This window comes from Actinoplanes sp. NPDC024001 (genome assembly GCF_040638955.1).
Lineage (GTDB): Bacteria > Actinomycetota > Actinomycetes > Mycobacteriales > Micromonosporaceae > Actinoplanes.
Map to the genome: position 1 here is coordinate 50,292 of NZ_JBEZZB010000027.1, position 22,302 is coordinate 72,593.

The 22,302-nt window shown below is 71.0% G+C and carries 22 protein-coding genes; 15 read left to right on the forward strand and 7 right to left on the reverse strand.

Translation table 11 applies throughout. The features are described 5' to 3' along the window. Positions 1–99: 99 nt before the first annotated feature. From uvrC to AB0F81_RS13470, 9 genes are all read left to right on the forward strand, one after another. Entirely contained in the window at positions 100–2,220 is a 2,121-nt protein-coding gene (gene uvrC, locus AB0F81_RS13430; RefSeq protein ID WP_360195806.1) for an excinuclease ABC subunit UvrC, read from the forward strand. A 105-nt stretch (positions 2,221–2,325) separates the two neighbouring features. Then, positions 2,326–3,228 carry an RNase adapter RapZ gene (rapZ, locus tag AB0F81_RS13435; RefSeq protein WP_360195878.1) on the forward strand — a complete coding sequence of 301 codons (903 nt, stop codon included), beginning with the start codon at positions 2,326–2,328 and terminating at the stop codon, positions 3,226–3,228. Continuing rightward, positions 3,225–4,319 carry a 2-phospho-L-lactate transferase CofD family protein gene (locus tag AB0F81_RS13440; protein WP_360195809.1) on the forward strand — a complete coding sequence of 365 codons (1,095 nt, stop codon included), beginning with the start codon at positions 3,225–3,227 and terminating at the stop codon, positions 4,317–4,319. Before rapZ ends, AB0F81_RS13440 begins: the two co-directional genes overlap by 4 nt. 54 nt (positions 4,320–4,373) lie before the next feature. After that, on the forward strand, positions 4,374–5,354 hold the full coding sequence (gene whiA / locus AB0F81_RS13445) for a DNA-binding protein WhiA (RefSeq protein WP_360195812.1): 981 nt from the start codon (positions 4,374–4,376) through the stop codon (positions 5,352–5,354). 410 nt (positions 5,355–5,764) lie between these two features. Further along, positions 5,765–6,763 carry a type I glyceraldehyde-3-phosphate dehydrogenase gene (gene gap / locus AB0F81_RS13450; protein WP_360195814.1) on the forward strand — a complete coding sequence of 333 codons (999 nt, stop codon included), beginning with the start codon at positions 5,765–5,767 and terminating at the stop codon, positions 6,761–6,763. An 8-nt stretch (positions 6,764–6,771) separates the two neighbouring features. Next, the gene (locus tag AB0F81_RS13455) at positions 6,772–7,968 is read left to right on the forward strand and encodes a phosphoglycerate kinase (RefSeq protein ID WP_360195817.1); all 1,197 of its coding nucleotides are present in this window, start codon (positions 6,772–6,774) and stop codon (positions 7,966–7,968) included. Next, positions 7,968–8,753: a triose-phosphate isomerase gene (gene tpiA / locus AB0F81_RS13460; protein ID WP_360195820.1), complete on the forward strand. Its 786-nt coding sequence runs from the start codon at positions 7,968–7,970 to the stop codon at positions 8,751–8,753. Before AB0F81_RS13455 ends, tpiA begins: the two co-directional genes overlap by 1 nt. Before the next feature lie 90 nt (positions 8,754–8,843). Then, entirely contained in the window at positions 8,844–9,098 is a 255-nt protein-coding gene (secG, locus tag AB0F81_RS13465; protein WP_328467304.1) for a preprotein translocase subunit SecG, read from the forward strand. A 139-nt stretch (positions 9,099–9,237) separates the two neighbouring features. After that, a complete protein-coding gene (locus AB0F81_RS13470) occupies positions 9,238–9,579 on the forward strand; it encodes an RNA polymerase-binding protein RbpA (RefSeq protein WP_360195822.1) in 342 nt (113 codons plus the stop codon). A gap of 1 nt (position 9,580) precedes the next feature. On the opposite strand, the gene AB0F81_RS13475 is transcribed toward AB0F81_RS13470, so the two are convergent. After that, the gene (locus AB0F81_RS13475; protein WP_360195825.1) at positions 9,581–10,183 is read right to left on the reverse strand and encodes a GNAT family N-acetyltransferase; all 603 of its coding nucleotides are present in this window, start codon (positions 10,181–10,183) and stop codon (positions 9,581–9,583) included. Positions 10,184–10,292: 109 nt separating this feature from the next. On the opposite strand from AB0F81_RS13475, the gene AB0F81_RS13480 reads away from it, so the two are divergent. Genes AB0F81_RS13480 through AB0F81_RS13490 form a run of 3 tightly spaced genes read left to right on the forward strand, consistent with a single transcriptional unit; the run spans position 10,293 to position 11,777 of the window. Then, a complete protein-coding gene (locus AB0F81_RS13480; RefSeq protein ID WP_360195828.1) occupies positions 10,293–10,652 on the forward strand; it encodes a hypothetical protein in 360 nt (119 codons plus the stop codon). Between the two features lie 52 nt (positions 10,653–10,704). Next, positions 10,705–11,292, forward strand: coding sequence for a sigma-70 family RNA polymerase sigma factor (locus AB0F81_RS13485; RefSeq protein ID WP_360195830.1), 588 nt, complete (start codon positions 10,705–10,707; stop codon positions 11,290–11,292). Next, positions 11,289–11,777, forward strand: coding sequence for a hypothetical protein (locus AB0F81_RS13490; RefSeq protein WP_360195833.1), 489 nt, complete (start codon positions 11,289–11,291; stop codon positions 11,775–11,777). Before AB0F81_RS13485 ends, AB0F81_RS13490 begins: the two co-directional genes overlap by 4 nt. Positions 11,778–11,814: 37 nt before the next feature. Here AB0F81_RS13490 and pgl read toward each other — a convergent pair whose 3' ends face one another. From pgl to tkt, 5 genes are all read right to left on the reverse strand, one after another. Next, a complete protein-coding gene (gene pgl / locus AB0F81_RS13495) occupies positions 11,815–12,552 on the reverse strand; it encodes a 6-phosphogluconolactonase (RefSeq protein WP_360195836.1) in 738 nt (245 codons plus the stop codon). 66 nt (positions 12,553–12,618) lie between these two features. Continuing rightward, positions 12,619–13,605, reverse strand: coding sequence for a glucose-6-phosphate dehydrogenase assembly protein OpcA (locus AB0F81_RS13500; protein WP_360195838.1), 987 nt, complete (start codon positions 13,603–13,605; stop codon positions 12,619–12,621). Between the two features lie 15 nt (positions 13,606–13,620). Continuing rightward, positions 13,621–15,138, reverse strand: coding sequence for a glucose-6-phosphate dehydrogenase (gene zwf / locus AB0F81_RS13505; RefSeq protein WP_360195841.1), 1,518 nt, complete (start codon positions 15,136–15,138; stop codon positions 13,621–13,623). Positions 15,139–15,216: 78 nt separating this feature from the next. Then, positions 15,217–16,353 (reverse strand): transaldolase, encoded by a 1,137-nt coding sequence (gene tal / locus AB0F81_RS13510; RefSeq protein WP_360195843.1) that lies wholly within the window; start codon positions 16,351–16,353, stop codon positions 15,217–15,219. Between the two features lie 13 nt (positions 16,354–16,366). Continuing rightward, entirely contained in the window at positions 16,367–18,481 is a 2,115-nt protein-coding gene (gene tkt / locus AB0F81_RS13515; RefSeq protein ID WP_360195846.1) for a transketolase, read from the reverse strand. 265 nt (positions 18,482–18,746) lie between these two features. Here tkt and AB0F81_RS13520 point away from each other — a divergent pair, with 265 nt between their 5' ends. The 3 genes from AB0F81_RS13520 to AB0F81_RS13530 all read left to right on the forward strand — a co-directional run bounded on the left by AB0F81_RS13520 (position 18,747) and on the right by AB0F81_RS13530 (position 21,064). Beyond that, positions 18,747–19,691 (forward strand): heme o synthase, encoded by a 945-nt coding sequence (locus AB0F81_RS13520; RefSeq protein ID WP_360195882.1) that lies wholly within the window; start codon positions 18,747–18,749, stop codon positions 19,689–19,691. 201 nt (positions 19,692–19,892) lie between these two features. Beyond that, positions 19,893–20,186, forward strand: a complete 294-nt coding sequence (locus tag AB0F81_RS13525) for a hypothetical protein (protein WP_360195849.1) — start codon at positions 19,893–19,895, stop codon at positions 20,184–20,186. Further along, positions 20,186–21,064: a hypothetical protein gene (locus tag AB0F81_RS13530; RefSeq protein WP_360195851.1), complete on the forward strand. Its 879-nt coding sequence runs from the start codon at positions 20,186–20,188 to the stop codon at positions 21,062–21,064. Before AB0F81_RS13525 ends, AB0F81_RS13530 begins: the two co-directional genes overlap by 1 nt. Before the next feature lie 192 nt (positions 21,065–21,256). Here the strand turns inward: AB0F81_RS13530 and AB0F81_RS13535 are convergent, their stop codons facing one another. Next, entirely contained in the window at positions 21,257–22,171 is a 915-nt protein-coding gene (locus tag AB0F81_RS13535) for a COX15/CtaA family protein (protein ID WP_360195885.1), read from the reverse strand. Positions 22,172–22,302 lie beyond the last annotated feature (131 nt).

The following is a 22,302-nucleotide window of genomic DNA, read 5'->3' on the forward strand; positions in this document are numbered from 1 at the left end:
TCGGGTCGCGTCTCGCAGGCCGGAGGTCCGGCGCCGTGGCGGCGGCACCGGACCTCCGGTCGGGCAATTCTGTCAGTCCCAGGCACTAGTGTTGGAGTTGTGCCAGACCCGTCCACCTATCGCCCTGCTCCCGGTACCATTCCGGACGCTCCCGGTGTCTACCGCTTCCGTGATCCGGCCGGCCGGGTGATCTATGTCGGCAAGGCGAAGAGCCTGCGCAACCGGCTCAACTCCTACTTCGCCGACGTCTGGTCGCTGCACGCGCGGACACAACAGATGGTCACCACCGCGGGCAGTGTGGACTGGGTCACGGTGGGCACCGAGGTCGAGGCGCTCCAGCTGGAGTTCTCCTGGATCAAGGAGTTCGATCCCCGCTTCAACGTCAAATACCGTGACGACAAGTCGTACCCGTTCTTGGCCGTCACCCTCGACGAGGAGTTCCCCCGGCTGCAGGTGATGCGCGGCGCCAAGCGCAAGGGCGTGCGCTATTTCGGTCCCTATTCGCACGCCTGGGCCATCCGCGAGACCCTCGACCTGCTGCTGCGCGTCTTCCCGGCCCGCACCTGCTCGGCCGGCGTGTTCAAGCGGCACGGCCAGATCGGCCGTCCCTGCCTGCTGGGTTACATCGGCAAGTGCTCCGCGCCGTGCGTCGGCCAGGTTAGCGCCGAGCAGCACCGGGCGATCGTCGACGACTTCTGCGACTTCATGGCCGGGCGCACCGACGCGTTCGTCAAGCGGCTCGAGCGGGACATGCTGCAGGCCTCCGAGGAGCTGGAGTTCGAGCGGGCGGCCCGGCTGCGTGACGACATCGCCGCGCTGCGCCGGGCGATGGAGAAACAGACCGTCGTGCTCGGCGACGGCACCGACGCCGACGTGGTGGCCTTCGCCGAGGACCCGCTGGAGGCGGCGGTGCAGGTCTTCCACGTCCGCGACGGGCGGGTCCGCGGCCAGCGCGGCTGGGTGGTGGAGAAGGTGGAGGACCTGACCACCGGTGACCTGGTGCACCACTTCTGCACCCAGATGTATGGCGGGTTGCAGGGCGAGGGCGACGTCCCCCGCGAGCTGCTCGTGCCGGCCCTGCCGGACGACGCCGACGCCCTCGCCGACTGGCTCACCCAGCACCGCGGCAGCCGGGCCAGCCTGCGGGTGCCGCAGCGCGGCGACAAGAAGGCGCTGATGGAGACCGTCGCCCGCAACGCCGCCGAGTCGCTGCAGCGGCACAAGCTGCGCCGTGCCGGTGACCTCACCACCCGCAACAAGGCCCTGGAGGAGATCGCCGACGCGCTCGGCATGGACACCGTGCCGCTGCGCATCGAGTGTTTCGACGTGTCGCAGATCCAGGGCACCGACGTGGTCGCCTCGATGGTCGTCTTCGAGGACGGCCTGGCCCGCAAGGGTGAGTACCGTCGTTTCGCCGTGCGGGGCGCGACCGACGACCTCTCGGCCATGAGCGAGGTGCTGCGGCGGCGGTTCGCCCGGTTCAAGGCCCAGGAGGGCGCTGACGCTCCCCGCGACCTTCCGGAGTCCGACGTCGCGGACGAGGCGGCCGACGCCAAGCTGCACGGTCTGGAGCCCGCCACGGCCGAGCTGCCGGGGGTGGACCCGCTGACCGGCAAGCCACGCCGGTTCGCCTACCCTCCCCAGCTGGTCGTGGTCGACGGCGGCCTGCCCCAGGTCAACGCGGTCGCCGCGGTCTTCTCCGACCTGGGCATCACCGACGTGGCGCTCTGCGGCCTGGCCAAGCGGCTGGAGGAGGTGTGGGTGCCCGGCGACGACTTCCCGGTCATCCTGCCGCGCACCTCGGAGGCGCTCTACCTGCTGCAGCGGGTGCGCGACGAGGCACACCGGTTCGCGATCACCTTCCACCGGCAGCGCCGGTCGAAACGGATGACGGCCTCCGCGCTCGACGACATCGCCGGCCTGGGCGAGGTCCGGCGCAAGGCGCTGCTGCGGCACTTCGGCTCGCTCAAGCGGCTCGCCGCGGCCACCCCCGAGGAGATCACCGAGGTGCCCGGCATCGGCCGGCGCACCGCCGAGACGGTGCTGGCCGCGCTGAACCAGCCGGCGGCCGGCAACGCCACGGCGGAGGAGAGCGCCGAGGCCACGACGGTCCCGGCCGGCGGCGCCGGGCGCCCCATCGCGCGCAGCCGGGCGCGGGGAAGCCAGACGGGTGCCCGCGGCGTTGATACCGGCGGCGGGCAGGTTGACCCGGACCGGTAGCGGACAGGCTGTCCGGCGGCCGGCGGGGTCCCCGTCGGCCTAGGATGTTGTGTCCGCCCGCGCGACGCGGGCGAAGCGACGCGGGAGGCGTGCGTGACGGAAGCGATGCCGGACCTCGACTCGAACGAGGTGGTCGAGCCGGACGAGGCCGGTACCGATCTGGTGGTGGTGACCGGTCTGTCCGGCGGTGGGCGCAGCACGGTGGCGCGCGCCCTGGAGAACGTCGGGTTCTACGTGGTGGACAACCTGCCGCAGGCGCTGATGCTGGAGATGGCCGAGCTGGCCTTCGCCGCCGGCGGCGCGGCCCGCCGGACCGCGATGGTGCTCGACGTGCGCAGCCGGGCCTTCTCCACGGACCTGGCCGGGGCGGTGCGCGAGCTCAAGGAGCGCGGTTTCTCGCCGCGCGTGGTCTTCGTGGACGCGGACGACGAGGTGCTGATCCGGCGCTTCGAGTCGGTGCGGCGCTCACACCCGCTGCAGGGTGACGGCCGGCTGGCCGACGGCATCGCCGCCGAGCGCAAGCTGCTCGAGGAGGCCCGCGACCAGGCCGATGTGATCATCGACACCAGCCACCTGAACGTGAACCAGCTGCGGCGCCGGGTCGAGGAGCTGTTCGGCGGGGAGGACTCGCGGCGGCTGCGGATCACCGTGCTCTCCTTCGGCTTCAAGTACGGTCTGCCCCCCGACGCCGACTACGTGCTGGACGCCCGGTTCCTGCCGAACCCGTTCTGGGTGCCGGAGCTGCGCGAGCACACCGGCCTGGAGGAGGGCGTGAGCAGCTACGTGCTCGGCCAGGAGGGCGCGACCGACTTCGTCGGGACCTACGCGGGGCTGATCGCGGCGACCGCGCCCGGCTTCGAGCGGGAGGGCAAGCGTTACCTGACCGTCGCCATCGGCTGCACCGGTGGCAAGCACCGCAGCGTCGCGATCGCCGAGGAGCTGACCTCGCGGCTGAGCGGGATGCGCCTGTCCGCGCACACCTCGCACCGCGACCTGGGGCGCGAGTGACGGCGGGCGGCGGCGACGGCCGCCCGGTCCGGGTCGTCGCCTTCGGCGGCGGCCACGGGCTGAGCGCCTCGCTGCGTGCCCTGCGGCACTGCACCCGCGACCTGGAGCTGGAGATCACCGCGATCGTCACGGTCGGCGACGACGGTGGCTCCAGCGGCCGCCTGCGGGTCGAGCGGGACGCCCTGCTGCCCCCGGGCGACCTGCGGCAGGCGCTCGCCGCGCTGGCCGCCGACCACCCCACCGCGCTGCGCACGGCCAGCCTGATGCAGCACCGGTTCGCGGCGATGCCGGATCCGGAGGCGGCCCGCCGCACGGTGCCGGCTCAGGCGGGCGCCGAGATCAACGGCACCTATCCGATCGACCGGGTGCTCACCCGCGGCCCGCGCCTGGAGCGGCGGGCCGACCGCAGCAAGGACACCCTGGCCGGGCACACGGTCGGCAACCTGCTGCTGCTCGGCCTGATCGAGATGCTCGGCGACCCGGTGCTGGCCCTGGACCACGCGGCCGAGATGGTCGGCGCGCAGGGCCGGGTGCTGCCGATGGCGCTGCACGCGGTCGGCATCGAGGCGGACATGGTGGTCGCCGACGGCACCCCGGTCACGGTGCGCGGGCAGCACTCGGTGGCGGTGGCCGACGGCCGGGTCGAGGCGCTGCGCCTGGTGCCGGAGGACCCGCCGGCCTGCCCGGAGGCGATCGAGGCGGTCCGCAGCGCCGACTGGCTGATCTTCGGACCGGGCAGCTGGTACACGAGTGTCCTGCCGCACCTGCTGGTCCCCGAGCTGGCCGCGGCCATCGTGGCGAGCCCGGCCCGGCGGCTGGTGACGCTCAACCTGAGCGCGGACAAGGAGACGGCTGGGTTGTCCGCCGCCGACCATCTGGCCGCGCTGCGGTCGTACCTGCCGCAGTTGCGGGTCGACACGGTCCTGGCCGACGCGAAATGGGCCGGGGAACCGGAACCGGTCCGGGCCGCCGCGCGGGAGCTCGGCGCGGAGCTGGTGTTGGCACCCGTCGCCGTTGCGGATGGCAGCCCACGGCATGATCCTCAGTCATTGGGTGTCGCACTGGTGCCAGTATTGGGCGCCGATCGTTAGGCACTGGCGTAGTACGGCACAGTTTGTTCAAGATCCGGCGCATGAGGTGACGTAATGGCGATGACGGCAGCGGTCAAGGACGAGCTGAGCCGGGTCGACGTGCCCAAGCCCTGCTGCCGCCGGGCCGAGATGGCGGCGCTGCTGCGCTTCGCCGGCGGGTTGCACATCGTCTCCGGCCGGGTGGTCGTGGAGGCGGAACTGGACACCGGCGCGGTCGCCCGGCGGCTGCGGCGCGAGATCGCGGACGTCTACGGCTACCCGAGCGAGGTGCACGTCCTCGCCTCCGGCGGGCTGCGCAAGGGCAGCCACTACATCGTGCGCATCGTCAAGGACGGCGAGGTGCTGGCCCGCCAGACCGGCCTGCTGGACGTGCGCGGCCGCCCGGTCCGCGGCCTGCCGCAGCACGTGGTGAACGGCAACGTCTGCTGCTCGGTGGCGGCCTGGCGGGGCGCGTTCATGGCGCACGGGTCGCTCACCGAGCCGGGCCGCTCCAGCGCCCTGGAGATCACCTGCCCGGGTCCGGAGGCGGCTCTGGCGCTGCGCGGGGCCGCACGCCGGATCGGGATCACTGCCAAGGAGCGGGAGGTCCGCGGCGTCGACCGCGTCGTGATCAAGGACGGCGACGCGATCGCCGCGCTGCTCACCCGGATCGGCGCGCACTCCAGCGTGCTGGCCTGGGAGGAGCGCCGGGTCCGCCGTGAGGTCCGGGCCACCGCCAACCGGCTGGCCAACTTCGACGACGCCAACCTGCGCCGGTCCGCCCGCGCGGCGGTCGCCGCCGCGGCCCGGGTCACCCGCGCGCTGGAGATCCTCGCCGACGAGGCGCCGAACCACCTCACCTCGGCCGGCCGGCTGCGGCTGGAGCACCGGCAGGCGTCCCTGGAGGAGCTGGGCGCCCTGGCCGACCCGCCGCTGACCAAGGACGCGATCGCCGGGCGGATCCGGCGGCTGCTGGCCCTGGCCGACAAGCGGGCCCGGGACCTCGGCATCCCGGACACCGAGGCGGCGGTCACCCCGGAGATGATGGCCTGCTGATCACCCACGTGGGTGATCACTGTCACGGGCGCCGGCGTCCCGCGTACGTCTGCGGCTGTGAGAGGGACCCGATGCCCGGCCGGCGGGTGACCTTCGGCCCTTATCCGCCGGAGGCGGATCGACGAGGCTGAACGTGGCTCCGGCGCTGCCGTGGTGATCCGGTTTAGATAACGTTCAGGTCGCGGCCCCGCTGCTTCACGGGTGCGTGGTCTCGGATAGGGTCACTGGTGACGGCGACGGTGCCGGCAGTTCGGCCGAACCCCCGCTGTGACGCCGCCAGCCAGTGCTGCGGCGCTCTCGCTCCCTCGGGCGCGGCGGCCGGGCGCCCTTGTGCCTGCCTCCCACACGGCTGGCATGCAGACCCCTCCGCCGGTCGCAGAATCCGGCGGACCGAAACGAGGAGACCACCTGTGACCATCCGGGTTGGCATCAACGGCTTCGGCCGTATCGGTCGTAACTTCTTCCGGGCGGTTCTCGCTTCCGGGGCCGACATCCAGATCGTCGGCGTGAACGACCTGACCGACAACGCCACGCTGGCTCACCTGCTGAAGTACGACAGCATCCTGGGCCGTCTCGGCCACGAGGTGAAGGCGACCGCCGACGAGATCACCGTCGGTGGCAACACCTTCAAGGCGTTCGCCGAGCGCGACCCGAACAACCTCCCGTGGGGCGACCTGGGCGCCGACGTCGTCATCGAGTCGACCGGCTTCTTCACCGACGCCACCAAGGCCAAGGCGCACATCGACAAGGGCGCCAAGAAGGTCATCATCTCGGCTCCGGCCAAGAACGAGGACATCACCATCGTCATGGGTGTCAACGACAACCTGTACGACGGTGCGCAGCACACGATCATCTCGAACGCGTCCTGCACCACGAACTGCCTCGCCCCGATGGCGAAGGTCCTGAACGACAGCATCGGGATCGAGAAGGGTCTGATGACCACGATCCACGCGTACACCCAGGACCAGAACCTGCAGGACGGCCCGCACAAGGACCTGCGCCGCGCCCGCGCCGCCGCCCTGAACATCGTGCCGACCTCGACCGGCGCCGCGAAGGCCGTCAGCCTGGTGCTGCCGGAGCTGAAGGGCAAGCTGGACGGCTACGCGCTGCGGGTGCCGATCCCCACCGGCTCGGCCACCGACCTCACCTTCACCGCCGCTCGCGACACGTCGGTCGAGGAGGTCAACGCCGCGATCAAGGCCGCCGCCGAGGGCCCGCTCAAGGGCATCCTGGTCTACACCGAGGACGACATCGTGTCGGCCGACATCGTCACCGACCCGGCCTCCTGTATCTTCGACGCCGGCCTCACCAAGGTGATCGGCAACCAGGTCAAGGTCGTCGGCTGGTACGACAACGAGTGGGGCTACTCGAACCGCCTCGTCGACCTGGTCAAGCTCGTCGGGGCCTGATCTACACGATGAAGACTCTCGACGACCTGCTCGGCGAGGGTGTCTCGGGTCGGCGCGTGCTCGTGCGCGCCGACCTGAACGTCCCGTTCGACAAGGCAAACCCGGGCGTGATCAGCGATGACGGCCGCGCCCGCGCGGTTCTGCCGACCCTGATCGCGCTGCGTGACGCGGGCGCCCGCGTCATCGTCATGTCGCACCTGGGCCGCCCGAAGGGCGCGCCGGACCCGAAGTACACCCTGCGCCCGGTCGCCACGCGGCTGGCCGAGCTGCTGGGCTCGTCGGTGGTCTTCGCTGAGGACACCGTCGGCCCGGAGGCTCGCCAGACCGTCGAGTCCCTCCAGGACGGCCAGGTGCTGCTGCTGGAGAACCTGCGGTTCAACAAGGGCGAGACCTCCAAGGACGACGCCGAGCGGGGCGCGTTCGCCGATGAGCTGGCCGCGTTCGCCGACTTCTACGTCGACGACGCGTTCGGCGCGGTGCACCGCAAGCACGCCTCGGTGTACGACGTGGCCGCCCGCCTGCCGCACTACGCCGGTGGACTCGTCCTCAAGGAGGTCGAGGTCCTCAAGCGCGTGTCGGAGTCGCCCGAGCAGCCCTATGTGGTGGTGCTCGGCGGTTCGAAGGTGTCGGACAAGCTCGCCGTCATCCAGGCGCTGCTGCCCAAGGTGGACAAGCTCCTGGTCGGCGGTGGCATGTGCTTCACCTTCCTCAAGGCCCAGGGCCACGAGGTGGGTAAGTCGCTGCTCGAGGCCGAGATGATCTCCGTTTGCCAGGAGCTGCTCGCCAAGGCCGAGGGCCGGATCGTGCTGCCGGTCGACGTGGTGGCGGCGACCGAGTTCTCCGCGGACGCTGATCACGCCGTAGTCGACATTTCCGACATTCCCGGGGATCGGCTCGGCCTGGACATCGGTCCGAAGTCCACCGCGCTGTTCGCCGAGGCGATCGCCGGGGCGAAGACCGTGTTCTGGAACGGCCCGATGGGCGTCTTCGAGCTGGCGCCGTTCGCCACGGGCACCCGCGGCGTCGCCGAGGCGATCACCAAGATCGACGGCTTCTCGGTCGTCGGCGGCGGTGACTCCGCGGCGGCCGTGCGCACGCTCGGCCTGGACGAGAACGCGTTCGGGCACATCTCCACCGGCGGGGGCGCGTCCCTGGAGTACCTCGAAGGCAAGACGCTGCCGGGCGTCGCCGCACTGGAGAAGTGATGACGACCCGTAAGCCGATCATTGCCGGCAACTGGAAGATGAACCTCAACCACTTCGAGGCGAATCTGCTGGTCCAGAAGCTGGCCGCGAGCCTGACCGCGGAGCAGCTGGAGGCCGTGGAGACGGTCGTGCTGCCGCCGTTCACCGACCTGCGCACCGTGCAGACCGCGGTCGACGGCGACAAGCTGGCCATCGCCTACGGCGCCCAGGACATCTCCCAGCACGCCGGCGGCGCGTACACCGGGGAGATCGCCGGCTCGATGCTGGCGAAGCTGGGCTGCACCTACGTGGTGATCGGTCACTCCGAGCGCCGTGAGTACCACAACGAGAGCGACGAGCTCATCAACGCGAAGATCAAGGCGGCCTTCGCGGCCGGCCTGACCCCGATCTTCTGCGTCGGCGAGGGCCTGCCGGTCCGCGAGGAGTCGGCGCACGTCGGCCACTGCACGGCGCAGGTCGACGCGGGCCTCGACGGGCTCAAGGAAGACCAGATCAAGCAGATCGTCATCGCGTACGAGCCGGTGTGGGCGATCGGCACCGGCAAGACCGCGACGCCGGACGACGCCCAGGAGGTCTGCGGCGCGATCCGGGCCCGGCTGGTCGAGAAGTTCGGCGCCGAGGTGGCCGAGGCGGTCCGCATCCAGTACGGCGGCTCGGTCAAGGCGGCGAACATCGCCTCGATCATGGCCCAGCCGGACGTGGACGGCGCCCTGGTCGGCGGTGCGAGCCTGGACGCCGAGGAGTTCGCCTCCATCGTGCGTTTCCCGGAGCACGTCGCACGTTGAGTTTCACCCCGTGTGCCCGGTCGCCCCGTGCGGCCGGGCACCGGCTATTGTGGGACGGCTGCCTGTCCCCTGAGAGGAATGAACCCGACCATGCCGATCGAGTTCGCTTACACGTTGATCGTGTTGCTGATCATCACCAGCATCCTGCTGACGCTGCTGATCCTGCTGCACCGGGGTAAGGGCGGCGGCATGTCCAGCATGTTCGGCGGCGGCGTGACCTCCAGCCTGGCCGGTTCCTCGGTGGCGGAGAAGAACCTGGATCGCTACACCGTTCTGGTGGGCATCATCTGGTTCGCCTGCATTGTCGGGCTTGGCTTCTGGCTCAAACTTGCGGTGGGTTCCTGACCCCTCGCCCGTAGTCGTACAATCTGCCGCGCGGCCGGTTTTTCCGGCCGCGCGGTTTTTTGTCCTTGCCGTCCGGTTCCAGCCCCCATTGCCGAGCGCCCGGACGGTATTGAGGCCCCTCGAGACAGGAGTGACGTCCGTGTCCAGTGGCAGCGCTATCCGCGGTAGTCGTGTCGGCTCCAGCCCGATGCGTCCTGACGAGCGCAGCGAACCCGCACCGCGCCGGCAGATCACCTACTTCTGCGCGGCCGGTCACGACAGCCAGATCTGGTTCGCGGCCGAGGCCGCGGCGCCGGACACCTGGGACTGCCCCCGATGCGGGCAGCCGGCCGGGCTCGACCGGTCCAACCCGCCCGGGCGGTTGCGGACCGAGCCGTACAAGTCGCATCTGGCCTATGTGAAGGAGCGGCGCTCCGAGGAGGACGCCGCGGCGATCCTCGCCGAGGCGCTCGCCAAGGTGCGCCGCCGCCGCGGCGAATGAGTCACAGCGGGCTGGTGTCCCGGCCCAGATAGAGCGCGCCGGCGTCCGGGACCGTCAGGTCCCGGAAGCCGAGCCGCTGGTAGAAGGCGTAGGCGCCGTGGTTCTGCGGCGCCATCCCCAGGTGCACGCGGGGCACGCCGGCCGCGCGCAGCCCGCCCAGGAAGGCGGCCATCAGACCCCGGCCCTGCCCGCGGCCCTGCCACTCCGGCAGCAGGTCGATGTGCAGGTGTGCCGGGTAGTCGGCCAGCTCGGGCAGCAGCATCCGCTCCGGGTCACGGTGCAGGCCGAGCATCACCTCGTCGCGCGGGTCGCCGTCCGGGTAACGGCCCTCGGTCGCGGGCAGCCACTCGGCGCGGTACCACTTCACGAACGCGGCGGTGTCGGACGTGCCGAGCACGTAACCGACCGGGGTGCCCGTGCCGTCGTCGAGGACGTGGGCGTGCTGCGGCTCGTAGGTCACGTAGGGCACCGCCCAGATGTCGCCGAGCAGGCGGTCGGAGCTGTGCCGGCCCCGGGCGTCGCCGCCGGCGTCACCGGTGCGCACACAGATGTCATAGATCGCGTCGAGGTCGGTCGGCCGGTAGGCGCGGATCGTCGGCTGCACGGCCGCCAGTCTAGATCTGTGGCGTGGGTCACTTCGGAGCCGCCAACCTTCCGGCGGGTCGCGCGTCTACTCCTGCGTAAGCGTTCACCGATCTGCGCAGGGAGTCTTGATGCGTTTCTCGACCCGGGGTCTGGCCATCGCCGCCGGTCTGGCGGCCGTGCTCGCCGGCGGTGGGGTGTCGGCCGTCGCCTTCGCCGATGACGCGGCGCCGGAGCCGGCACCGGCCACCGCGACACCGGAGCCGGTGCCGGCCACCACCACCGCGACGCCGGAGCCGGTCCCGGCCACCACGGAGCCGCTCCCGGCCACCACGGAGCCGGGAACGCCGGAGCCGTCGCCGGCGATCACCGAGGAGGCGGAGACGCCGGAGGCCGCGCCGCCCACGCCGGAGGCCGCGCCGCCCACCGCGCCGCCGGCCGTCGACAGCACCCCGCGCCCGTCCCCGACCGTCTCCCGGCCGGGCCGCTGATCCCGCCCCCGCCGGTAGCCTTCATCCTCCGACCGACCCCGGAGATCCGCCTGTGATCCACGTTCTGCCGTTCCCGCCGCTGCTCAGGTGGCTGCGACGGTCCCTGACCGAGGTGTCGCAGCCCACCCGGGCCACCACCGCACCGCCCGGCCCGCCCGCGATCAACGAGCTGTACCACAGCCGGCGGCTCAGCCTGGTGCGCCTGGCGGTGCTGATGGTCGACGACCTGCCCACGGCCGAGGACATCGTGCAGGACGTGTTCGCCGCGCTCTACCGGCGGCACGGTGCGGATCTGCGGGGCGTGACCGACCCGCACGCATATCTGGTGACCGGGGTGACCAACGCGGCCCGGTCGGCGCTGCGGCGGCGCCGGACGGCGCGTGCCTACAGCCCGCCGCCGCCCGGCACGGTGCCCGCCGCGGAGGACGAGGCGCTGCTCGGCATGGGGGAGAACGACCGGGAGGTGCTGCTCGGCCTGCGCCGGCTGACCGACCGGCAGCGCCAGGTGCTGGTGCTGCGCTACTGGTCGGAGCTCTCCGAGCAGGAGATCGCCGACGCGATGCGGGTCACCCGCGGCACGGTGAAGTCGACGGCGCACCGGGCGCTGTCCATCCTCCGCGACCACCTGGGGGAGCGATGATCGACGTCGAACAGCGGCTGCGCAGCGCCCTCACCGCGCGGGCCGAGCAGATCACCCCGGAGCGGCTGGGCGTCGGGGTCCCGCCGACCCTGGCCGTTCCCCGGCGCTCGCGGCGGTGGTGGCGGTGGCTGCCGGTGCCGGCCGGCGCGGTGGCGGCAGCCGTGCTGATCGTGATCGCGGCGGGGCCGTCGGCGGAGTCGCCCGAGCCGGTGCTGCCGGGCGGGCCCCCGCAGACCAGCGTCGCCCCGTCGCCGCCGACCCCGGAGCCGACGACGGACGGTTCCGGCGAGCCGCGGCCCGCCACGTCACCGCCGATGCCCGCACCTTCGGTTCCCGGGCCGCCGGGTCCCACGCCATCGGGTTCCGGGCCGCCGGGTCCCACGCCATCGGGTTCCGCGCCGCCGGTGTCGCCGCCGACGGTTTCCGCGCCCGCCGTGACGGTCACTCCCGAGCGCAGCCCGCTCGCGGTGCCCCCGGCCGGCTGAGCCGGCGGGGATGCCGGGCATCCCCGCCGGTCAGGTCTCAACGCTGGGTGGGCACCTGCGCGGCGGCAGCCTGGTCCAGCAGCCACAACGTCTTGCGTACGCCGGTCGCACTGGCCGCCGGCAGGTGCTTGGGCCCCCCGCCCTCCAGAGCCACGCCGATCGGGGCGGCCTTGTCCGGCCCGGCCGCGATCAGCCACACCTCCTCGGCGCTCTGGATCGTCGACAGGGTCAGCGTGATCCGGGTCGGCGGCGGCTTCGGGCTGTCGTGCACGGCCGCCGTCGTACCGGTCTCCTGCAGCACCGGGTGCTCCGGGAAGAGTGACGCCACGTGCCCGTCCTCGCCCACGCCGAGCATCAGCACGTCGAAACGGGGCAGCGAGGCGCCCAGCTCGTCCGCGTAGCGGGCGGCGGCCGCCACGGCGTCCTCGCCGTCCGGGCCGTCGGAGGCCGGCATCGCGTGCACCCGGGCCGGGTCCAGCGGCAGCGAGTCCAGCAGGGCCTCGCGGGCCTGGGTCTCGTTGCGGTCCGGGTCGCCGGCCGGCAGGAACCGCTCGTCACCCCACCACAGGTCCACCCGGGACCAGTCGATCGCGGCGGAGGCCGGCAGGTCGCGGACCGCGCGCAGCACCTTCGCGGCGACCCGGCCGCCGGTCAGGACCACGCTCGCCGAACCGTGCGCCGCCTGCGCGTCGATGATTGTGATGGCGAGCCGTGCCGCCACCGTGGACGCCAGGATGTCGGCGTCCGGAACCACCACGACCACGGTCTCACTCACAGGGTTCTCTCCTTAAGAAGGGCCGCCCACCGCGGTGCGGCGAGCGGCCCTGTCGATCTCGGGCTGTCAGGCGGCGGTGCTGGCGGCACGGGCGGCCAGCGCCGGGTCCTTCCAGACGTGCACGCGCATCGGCGGCCGGTGTTCCAGGTCGGGCACCCCGGCCATGGCGCCGAGCGCCTCGGCGTAGATCTGGTCGGCGTCGAGCCGGCGCAGCTCCTCGGCGAGCTCGTCACCGACCGGCCGCTTCGGCAGCGGCATGTAGCGGTCCTCCTGGCCGGTCCGGCTGAACAGCGCCGTGCCCTCCTCGCGGGTGACCCGCACGCAGTCGCCGTTGGCGCACTGCAGCTCGACCGAGCGCATCCGCGGGGACCGGTCGGTGTGTTCCAGCACCGGCTCGATGCCGAGGCGGGACTTGAGCCAGCCCAGCATCAGCCAGGCCGTCGGGTCCCGGTCGGGCGCCACGATCCGGGCGCCGATGACCTGCGCCTCGGTGCTGTCGAAGGCGCCGGCGACCAGCGTGCGCCACAGCGTGATCCGGGTCCAGGTCAGGTCGGTGTCACCGGGCGCGTAGTCGTGTGCCCGCTGGCGCAGCGCGGCCACCGGGTCGGGCGCCTGCGCGCTGTCGGTGATGCGCCGGTCGGCCACCACGCCGAGGAAGTCGTTGGCGATCATGTTCGGCGGCTCCTCGTGCCACCAGGTGACCACCGGGACGTCCGGGGCGAGCAGCGGCATCACGACCGACTCGGCGTGCAGGGCCAGCCGGCCGTACATCCGCATGACGACCGCCTCGGCGGGGCCGAGGCGACCGCCGACCACGATCTCGGCGTCCAGCCGGCTGCGGCCCTCCAGATCGGAACGGACCACGATCAGCAGCCGGCAGGGGTGGGCGGCCGCGGCGATGGTGGCCGCCGCCTCCGCCTCACGTACCTTCTTCTCCTCGACCACCGAGACCAGCGTGAGTGCCAGGCCGGAGGCCACGCCGCCGGCGCTGCGCCGCTCCGCGGCCAGCGCCTTCACGACCTCGTTGCCGGTGGTGTCCCAAAGACCGATCACTTCGTTCCCCGCTTCCTAAGCACGCCGCCACGCACGGCCCTCGCGGGCCAGCATCTCGTCCGAAGCCCGGGGACCCCACTCGCCGGCCCGGTACGGCTCCGGTGTGGTGCCCGCCCAGGCGGCCTCCAAGGGGTCGATCACCCGCCAGGACTGCTCCACCTCGGCGGCGTCCGGGAAGAGGGTCCGGTCGCCGATCAGCACGTCCAGCACGAGCCGCTCGTACGCCTCCGGGCTGGACTCGGTGAACGCCTCGCCGTACTGGAAGTCCATCGCGATGTCGCGGACCTCCATCGAGGTGCCCGGCACCTTCGACCCGAATTTCAGGACCACGCCCTCGTCCGGCTGCACCCGGATGACCAGCTGGTTGTTGCCCAGCATCTCCACGTCGGCCGGGTCGAACGGCAGGTGTGGCGCCTGCTTGAAGAGGATCGCGATCTCGGTGACCCGGCGCGGCATCCGCTTGCCGACCCGGACGTAGAACGGCACACCGGCCCACCTGCGGTTCTGGATGCCGAGGCGGACCGCCACGTAGGTCTCGGTCGTGGAGTCCGGCGGGATGTTCGCCTCCTCCAGGTAACCCACGGCGCGCTCGCCGGCCACCCAGCCGGGCAGGTACTGCCCGCGAACCGAGCCGGTGGAGATGTCCGGCGGCAGGCTGATGGCCTTGAGGACCTTGAGCTTCTCCGCGCGGACCTCCTGCGGGTCGAAGCTCGTCGGCTCCTCCATGCCGACCAGCGCGAGCAGCTGGAGCAGGTGGTTCTGCAGCACGTCGCGGGCCGCACCGGAGGCGTCGTAGAACGCCGCCCGGGTGCCGATACCGACGTCCTCGGCCATGGTGATCTGGACGCTGTCCACGTATTTCGAGTTCCACACCGGCTCGAACAGGCTGTTCGCGAAGCGAAGCGCCATGATGTTCTGGACAGTCTCCTTGCCCAGATAGTGGTCGATGCGGAAGACGTCCTGCGGGATGAAGACGTCGTCGACGAGCTGGTTGAGCTGCACCGCGCTCTGGTAGTCGTGGCCGAACGGTTTCTCCACCACGACCCGGCGCCAACCGCCGGACTTGGAGCTGTCCGCCATCCCGGTGCGGTTCAGCTGGTTGAGCACCAGCGGGAACGCGGCCGGCGGGATGGAGAAGTAGAAGGCGGCGTGGCCGGAGATGCCATTGCGCTCCTTCAGCTCGTCCAGCGTGGCCGCCAGGTTGTCGAAGGCGGCGTCGTCGTCGAACGAGCCGGGAATGAAGTGGAACTGGCTGTTGAGCCGCTGCCAGACGTCCTCGCGCCACGGGGTGCGGGCGCCCTTCTTGGCGGCGGCGTAGGCGAGCGACTCGAAATCGCCCTCGCCAAAGTCTTGGCGGGCGAAGCCGACAACCACGAAACCGGGCGGCAACAGGCCGCGGTTGGCCAGGTCGTACACCGCCGGGATGAGCTTCTTACGGGACAGGTCACCGGTGACCCCGAAGATCACCAGAGCGCAGGGCTCCGGGATCCGCGGGAGCCGACGGTCCTGTGCGGTACGCAGCGGATTACCCACGTTGCCATCCTGCCAGTTTTTCGGTGACGGGAACGGCCTGTCGCGGGAGAGCCCGCGACAGGCCGCAGATGGTGCTGATCAGGCAGCGTCGCTGGGGTGCTGCGAGCCGGAGGAGGCGGCCTTGAGCGACTTGTCGACGCCCTCGAGCAACTCGTTCCAGCTGGCCTCGAACTTCTCGACGCCCTCGGCCTCGAGGACCTTCACCACGTCGTCGAAGTCGATCCCGGCCGCCGCCAGGTCGGCGAAGACCTTCTTGGCGTGGTCGTAGTTGCCGGTGATCGTGTCGCCCTTGGTGGTGCCGTGGTCCTCGAACGCGAAGATCACCGACTCCGGCATGGTGTTCACCGTGCCGGGCGCGATCAGCTCCTCGACGTAGATCGTGTCGGGGAAGTCCGGGTTCTTGGTGGACGTGGACGCCCAGAGCGGCCGCTGCGGGTGGGCGCCGGCGTCGGCCAGGGCCTTCCACCGGTCGCTGCTGAACACCTCGGAGTACGCCTCGTACGCCAGGCGGGCGTTGGCGATGGCCGCCTTGCCCTTGAGAGCCTTCGCCTCGTCCGTGCCGATCTTGTCGAGCCGCTTGTCCACCTCGCTGTCCACGCGGGAGACGAAGAACGACGCGACCGAGCCGATCTTGGAGAGGTCGTGGCCGTTCGCCTTCGCCTGCTCCAGGCCGGACAGGAACGCGTCCATGACCGCCCGGTAGCGCTCGAGCGAGAAGATCAGCGTGACGTTGACGCTGATGCCCTCGGCGAGCGTGGCGGTGATGGCCGGCAGCCCGGCCAGCGTCGCCGGGATCTTGATGAAGAGGTTGGGGCGGTCCACCAGCCACCAGAGGGTCTTCGCCTCGGCGACGGTCGACTCGGTCTCGTGCGCCTTGCGCGGGTCCACCTCGATGGAGACCCGGCCGTCGACGCCGGCGGACCGGTCGTACTCCGGGCGCTCGACGTCGCACGCCCAGCGGACGTCCTTGGCGGTCATCAGGCGCACGGCCTCCTCGACCGTCACCTTCTGCGCGGCCAGGTCACGCAGCTGCGCGTCGTACGCGTCCGCGTCGGAGAGCGCCTTCTGGAAGATGCTCGGGTTCGTGGTCACTCCGACCACGTGCTGTTCGCGGCGCATCTTGTCCAGCGAGCCACTGGTCAGACGCACCCGGGAGAGATCGTCGAGCCACACCGCGACGCCCGCGGCGGAAAGCTCGGCCAGCCTGTCGGTCATTGCTCTAGTCTCCTCAGTTTCCGGTCTTGTGACCGGTGATCTCGCCAACCTTGGCCAGGCTGGCGTTGGCCTTCGCGACGACGTTGTCGGCGGTGAAACCGAACTGCTCGAAGAGGATCTTCGCGGGAGCGCTGGCGCCGTAGTGCTCGATGCTGACGGCCTCGCCGGCGTCACCGAGGATGCGGTCCCAGCTCATCCGGATGCCCGCCTCGACGGTGACCCGGGCCTTCACGCCGTGCGGAAGGACCTGCTGCTGGTAAGCGGTGTCCTGCTGGAAGAACCACTCCTGACAGGGCATCGACACGACGCGGGTCGGCGTGCCCTCGGCCTCCAGGCGCTCCTGCGCGGTCAGCGCGATCGACACCTCGGAGCCGCTGGCGATCAGGATGACCTTCGGGGTGCCGCTGGACGCCTCGGAGAGGATGTAGCCGCCCTTGAGGGTGCCCTCGGCCGACGCGTACTTCGCACGGTCGATCGTGGGCAGGTTCTGCCGGGACAGCGCCAGCGCGGTCGGCCGGTCGGTGTGCTCCAGCGCGCCACGCCACGCGTACGCGGTCTCGTTGGCGTCGGCCGGGCGGACCACGTCGAGGCCGACGATCGCGCGCAGCGCGGTCAGCGTCTCGATCGGCTGATGCGTCGGGCCGTCCTCGCCGAGGCCGATCGAGTCGTGCGTCCACACGAAGATGACCGGCAGCTTCATCAGCGCGGAGAGCCGGACGGCGCCACGCATGTAGTCGCTGAAGACCAGGAACGTTCCACCGTACGGGCGGGTGCGGCCGTCGGCCGCGATGCCGTTGAGGATCGAGCCCATGCCGTGCTCGCGGATGCCGAAGTGCAGCGTCCGGCCGTACTCGTGGCCGGGGAACTCCTTCGTCGCGTACTCCGCCGGGATGAACGACGGCTCACCCTTCATGGTGGTGTTGTTGCTCTCCGCCAGGTCGGCGGAGCCACCCCACAGCTCGGGCAGGACCGGGGCCAGCGCCTCCAGGATCTTGCCGGACGCGGCACGGGTGGCCAGGCCCTTCTCGTCGGCCGGGAACTCGGGCAGTGCCTGGTGCCAGCCGTCCGGCAGGGTCTTGCTGGACAGCCGGTCGAAGAGCGCCTTGTTCTCGGCGTTGCCGGCGGCCCAGGCGTCGAACGCCTTCTGCCACTCGGCGCGGGCGGCCTTGCCCCGCTCCACGACCTGCTGCGCGTGCTTGACGACCTCGTCCTCGATGGCGAACGGCTCGTCTGCGAAGCCGAGCAGCTCCTTGGTGGCGGTGATCTCGGCGGCGCCCAGCGCCGAACCGTGGATCTTGCCGGTGTTCTGCTTCTTCGGCGCAGGCCAGCCGATGATCGTCTTGAGCACGATGAACGACGGCTTGTCGGTCACCGCCTTAGCGGCCTGGATCGCGTTCCAGAGCGCCTCGACGTCTTCCGCGTACTCGCCCTCGCCGCGCCAGGCCACGGTCTGGACGTGCCAGCCGTACGCCTCGTAGCGCGCGCCGACGTCCTCGTTCTTGGCGATCCGGGTGTCGTCCTCGATGGAGATCTCGTTGTCGTCGTAGATCAGCACGAGGTTGCCGAGCTTCTGCACCGCGGCGATGGCGCTCGACTCGTGGCTGACGCCCTCCTCGATGTCGCCGTCCGAGGCGATCGAGTAGACGTAGTGGTCGAACGGCGACTCACCGGGGGCGGCGTCCGGGTCGAACAGGCCGCGCTGGCGGCGGGCCGACATGGCCATACCGACGGCGTTGCCGATGCCCTGGCCGAGGGGACCGGTGGTGATCTCGACGCCCGGCGTGTGGCCGTACTCCGGGTGACCCGGGGTCAGCGAGTCCCACTGGCGCAGCGCCTTCAGGTCGTCCAGCGACAGGCTGTAACCGTTGAGGAACAACTGAATGTAGAGGGTGAGGCTGGAGTGACCGCAGGACAGCACGAAGCGGTCGCGTCCCGCCCACTCCGGATCCGTCGGATCGTGCCGCATCACGCGGTTGAACAGCAGGTAGGCGGCCGGTGCCAGGCTCATGGCGGTACCGGGGTGGCCGTTGCCGGCCTTCTCCACGGCATCCATGGCCAGGACCCGGGTCGTGTCCACCGCCTTGCGGTCGAGGTCGGACCAGTTGAGAGCGGGATCTGTGGCAGCCACGTCGGTTCTGCTCCTCGGGCAAAATAATGGAACCCTTTTCGGCTTGACCCTATCCAGTCGGGCTAAACACGTGCGCAGTGAACGCCTTAGGCACATACGCTGTGAGCGGACACGCCGGTTGAAGATGGTGTGACCGTCTGCACCCGTGCTGGGTGCCCCGAGCAGCGGATACCACTGCGCGTACGCTGTCCGGGCGGGCCGCCGGGTGGATCCCCGGCCACGGCCGCGAGTCAGAGCCGATGCCGGAAGGTGGCTGTCCGTGAGCATGATCACCGAGCGTCCCGTCCACGGACGGCCGCCCGGCGTGGCGGAGCCTGCGCCACGTGCCCAAACTCGACGGGACCGGGGCGCGGTGTTCCGGGCGTACCTGGCGCTGACCAAGCCGGCGATCGTCGAGCTCCTTCTCGTCACCACCGTGCCGACGATGATCCTGGCGGCCGGCGGCTGGCCGGACCCGGTGACGTTCTTCGTGGTCCTGGTCGGCGGCGCCCTGGCCGGTGGCGCGGCGAGCGCACTGAACTGCTACATCGATCGCGACATCGATCAGCTGATGCGCCGTACGAAGCGGCGCCCGCTGCCGGCGCACGAGATCACGCCGCGGGCCGTGCTGATCTTCGGGCTCACCCTCGCGGTGATCTCGGTCGTGCTGATGGGCGCCTTCACCAACTGGCTGGCGACCGCGCTCACCGCCGCGTCGATCTTCTACTACGACGTCGTCTACACGATGTGGCTGAAGCGGCGGACCCCGGCGAACACCTTCTGGGGCGGCGTCTGCGGCGCGGCTCCGGTGATCATCGGCTGGGCCGCGGTCACCGGCACCATCGCCCCGATGGGATGGGCGCTTTTTGCGGTTGTCTTCTTTTGGCAAATGCCGCACTTCTATGCGCTCGCGGTGAAGTACAAGGACGACTACGCGCGGGCCGGGATCCCGATGCTCCCTGTAGTCCGCTCGATGGACCGGGTGAACTTCGAGATCCTCGTCTACACAGTCCTGACCGTCGCCGCCTCGCTGGCGGCGTGGCCGCTCGGCCTGGGGCCGGTCTACGGCGTCACCGCGATCGTGATGGGCGCCGTCTTCCTGGGCGAGGCGATCCGCCTGGTCTACCGGGCCAAGGTCGGCACCCCGGTCAAGCCGATGCGGCTGTTCCACCTGTCGATCACGTACCTCACCGTGGTCTTCATGGCGGTCGCGGTCGACGCGCTGCTCTGATCGGCGTCGCACAGGATGCCCGGATTGTGGTCAGTGTCAGTCACTGTCCGTCACTCGAAGGTTTGATTGTCAGCCGTGGTGCAATTCGGGCGTTATCGGCGCATAACAATGCGCCGAGTTTTGAAACCCGCAGGTAATTGGAGTCACAAAAAGGCCGCGGATACCCCCGCGTGTCGGGGATGACTGCTTAGGCTTCGCTCCATGGCAGAAGGTTCCGTTACGACACTGACCTCCGAGATCAAGTCTTTCGCCGCCGAGCACGGCGGTGCGAAGGCGGTGGTCGAGTACGTCGGTAAGCGCGGCGCCCGCATCGTCCTCGTCGGTGAGGACGGTGAGTGGTCCGACCAGTTCGCCCAGGACACCAACCAGGCCCGCAAGGCCTGCGAGCACGCCGGTGTCGAGGTGGAGAACGAGTGGGAGCGCGAGCTTCTCGAGCAGATGCGGCCCAGCAACGACCTGTGGCGTTCGATGGCGCGCCGGAGCATGGCCCGCTAGTGAGCCACGAAACCCGGGTGGCGCTGGTTACCTGCGCCACCTTTCCCGACCTCTGGGACGACGATCACCCGTTGCGCGACGAGTTGCGTGCGCGCGGGGTGGTCGTCGAGGCGGTCCGCTGGGACGACGACACCGCGGACTGGTCCCGTTACGACCTCACGGTCATCCGGTCGCCCTGGGACTACGTGGCCCGGCGCGACGCCTTCGTCGAGTGGGCCCACCGCGTTCCCCGTCTGGCCAACCCGGCCGAGATCGTCGCGTGGAACACCGACAAGCGGTACCTGAGCGAGCTCGCTGCGGCGGGCGTCCCGATCATCCCGACCGAGTTCGTCGGTCCCGGCCAGACGTGGGCCCCGCCCGCCGAGGGCGAGTGGGTGGTCAAGCCGACGATCAGCGCCGGCAGCCACGACACCGGCCGTTACGCGCTGCCCGCCCAGCGCGAGCCGGCGCAGGCTCACGTCGAGCGTCTGACCGGCGGCGGCCGCACCGCCATGATCCAGCCGTACCTCGCGGCGGTCGACACTGCCGGCGAGACCGCGGTCCTCTGCACGCCCGACGCGGCCGGCGAGCTGACCTTCAGCCACGGCATCCGCAAGGGCGCGATGCTCAAGGCGCCGGGCGAGGGCGCCCTCGACGCGGGCGACGAGAGCATCACGCCACGCACGCCGTCACCCGGCGAGCTGGCCCTCGCCGAGCGTGTCCTCGCCGCGGTCCCGGGCGGCGCCAAGCGCCTGCTCTACGCGCGCGTCGACATGATCCCCGGCCCGGACGGCTCGCCCCTGCTGATCGAGCTGGAGCTGACTGAGCCGTCGCTCTTCCTGCGCACGGACCCGGCGGCCGCCGGCCGCCTCGCCGACGCGATCCTCGCGCGTCTCTGATCCACCCGTTCGCCCGCCGGGCCGCTGACCTTCCGTCAGCGGCCCGTTGCGCATCTCCACCCCGCACGGCGAGACCGCGCTTCTCACTCGCGCCCTTGCGGGGTACGCCCGAAGCACGCCCGCCCAACTACTCCGCCCCATGTCACGGGCGGTGTAGCTGGGCGGGACGGGTCAGCCGTACCGGATATCGGTCTAAGCGGTGACCGGCTCGGTGAGCGGGCGAACCTCGTCGGAGGGAGCCGTGCTGGGTTCCGCCGGAACGGCGGGGCGTTCGCGCAGCGACCAGAGGACCGCGAGGGTGGAGGTCCAGACCAGGCCGGAGCCGAGCATGTGCGCGGCGACCAGCAGCACCGGCAGGTTGGTGAAGTACTGGACGAAGCCGATCACGCCCTGGCCGAGCTCGACGGCGATCAGAACGGCGGCGGCGCGGATCGCGGCCCGCGGAGCGCCGAGCGCCCGCAGGGCGAACCAGAGCGCGACGCTGAGGCCGATCAGCAGGAACACCAGGTCGGCGTGGATCTGCGAGACCGTCTCCGGGTCGAGGCCGTTGCGTTTCGCGTTCGCGTCGCCGGCGTGCGGGCCGCTGCCGGTGACCACGACGCCGGCCGCGATGACCGCGAAGCTGACCGTGGTGGTGATCCAGGCCAGGTGACGGATCGGGGCGGGGACCAGCCGGACCGGTTTGCCGTCGCCCTCACCGGCGCGGCGCCAGAGGGCGTAGCAGCCGGCGATCAGCGCGACGGAAAGGATGAAGTGCAGGCCGACCACCCACGGGTTGAGGTCGGTGAGCACCGTGATGCCGCCCACCACACCCTGGCCGGGGATGCCGAGCGCCACGGCGACCGACAGCACGATCAGCGCCCGGCGGCGGGTCGCCAGCGCGGCCGCGAAGCAGGCGAAGGCGAGGGCCACCAGCACGAACGTCAACAGGCGGTTGCCGAACTCGATCACACCGTGCACACCCATCTCGGGCGTGGTCGTGTACGAGTCCTCGGTGCATCGGGGCCAGGTGGGGCAGCCGAGACCGGATTTGGTCAGGCGGACGGCCGCTCCGGTGACGATCAGCCCGACGTTGGCGACCAGGGAGGCCAGGGCGAGCGGGCGCATGGTGGACGCCAGGCGGCTCCGGACGGAGTACTTCACGCGGCGAATCGTACGCGTGCGCCGAACGACCGGTTTTCCCAGCTCCGGCAACCGGTGGGACGGATCACCGGGGATCGGTTTGCAGGGCGCTGGCG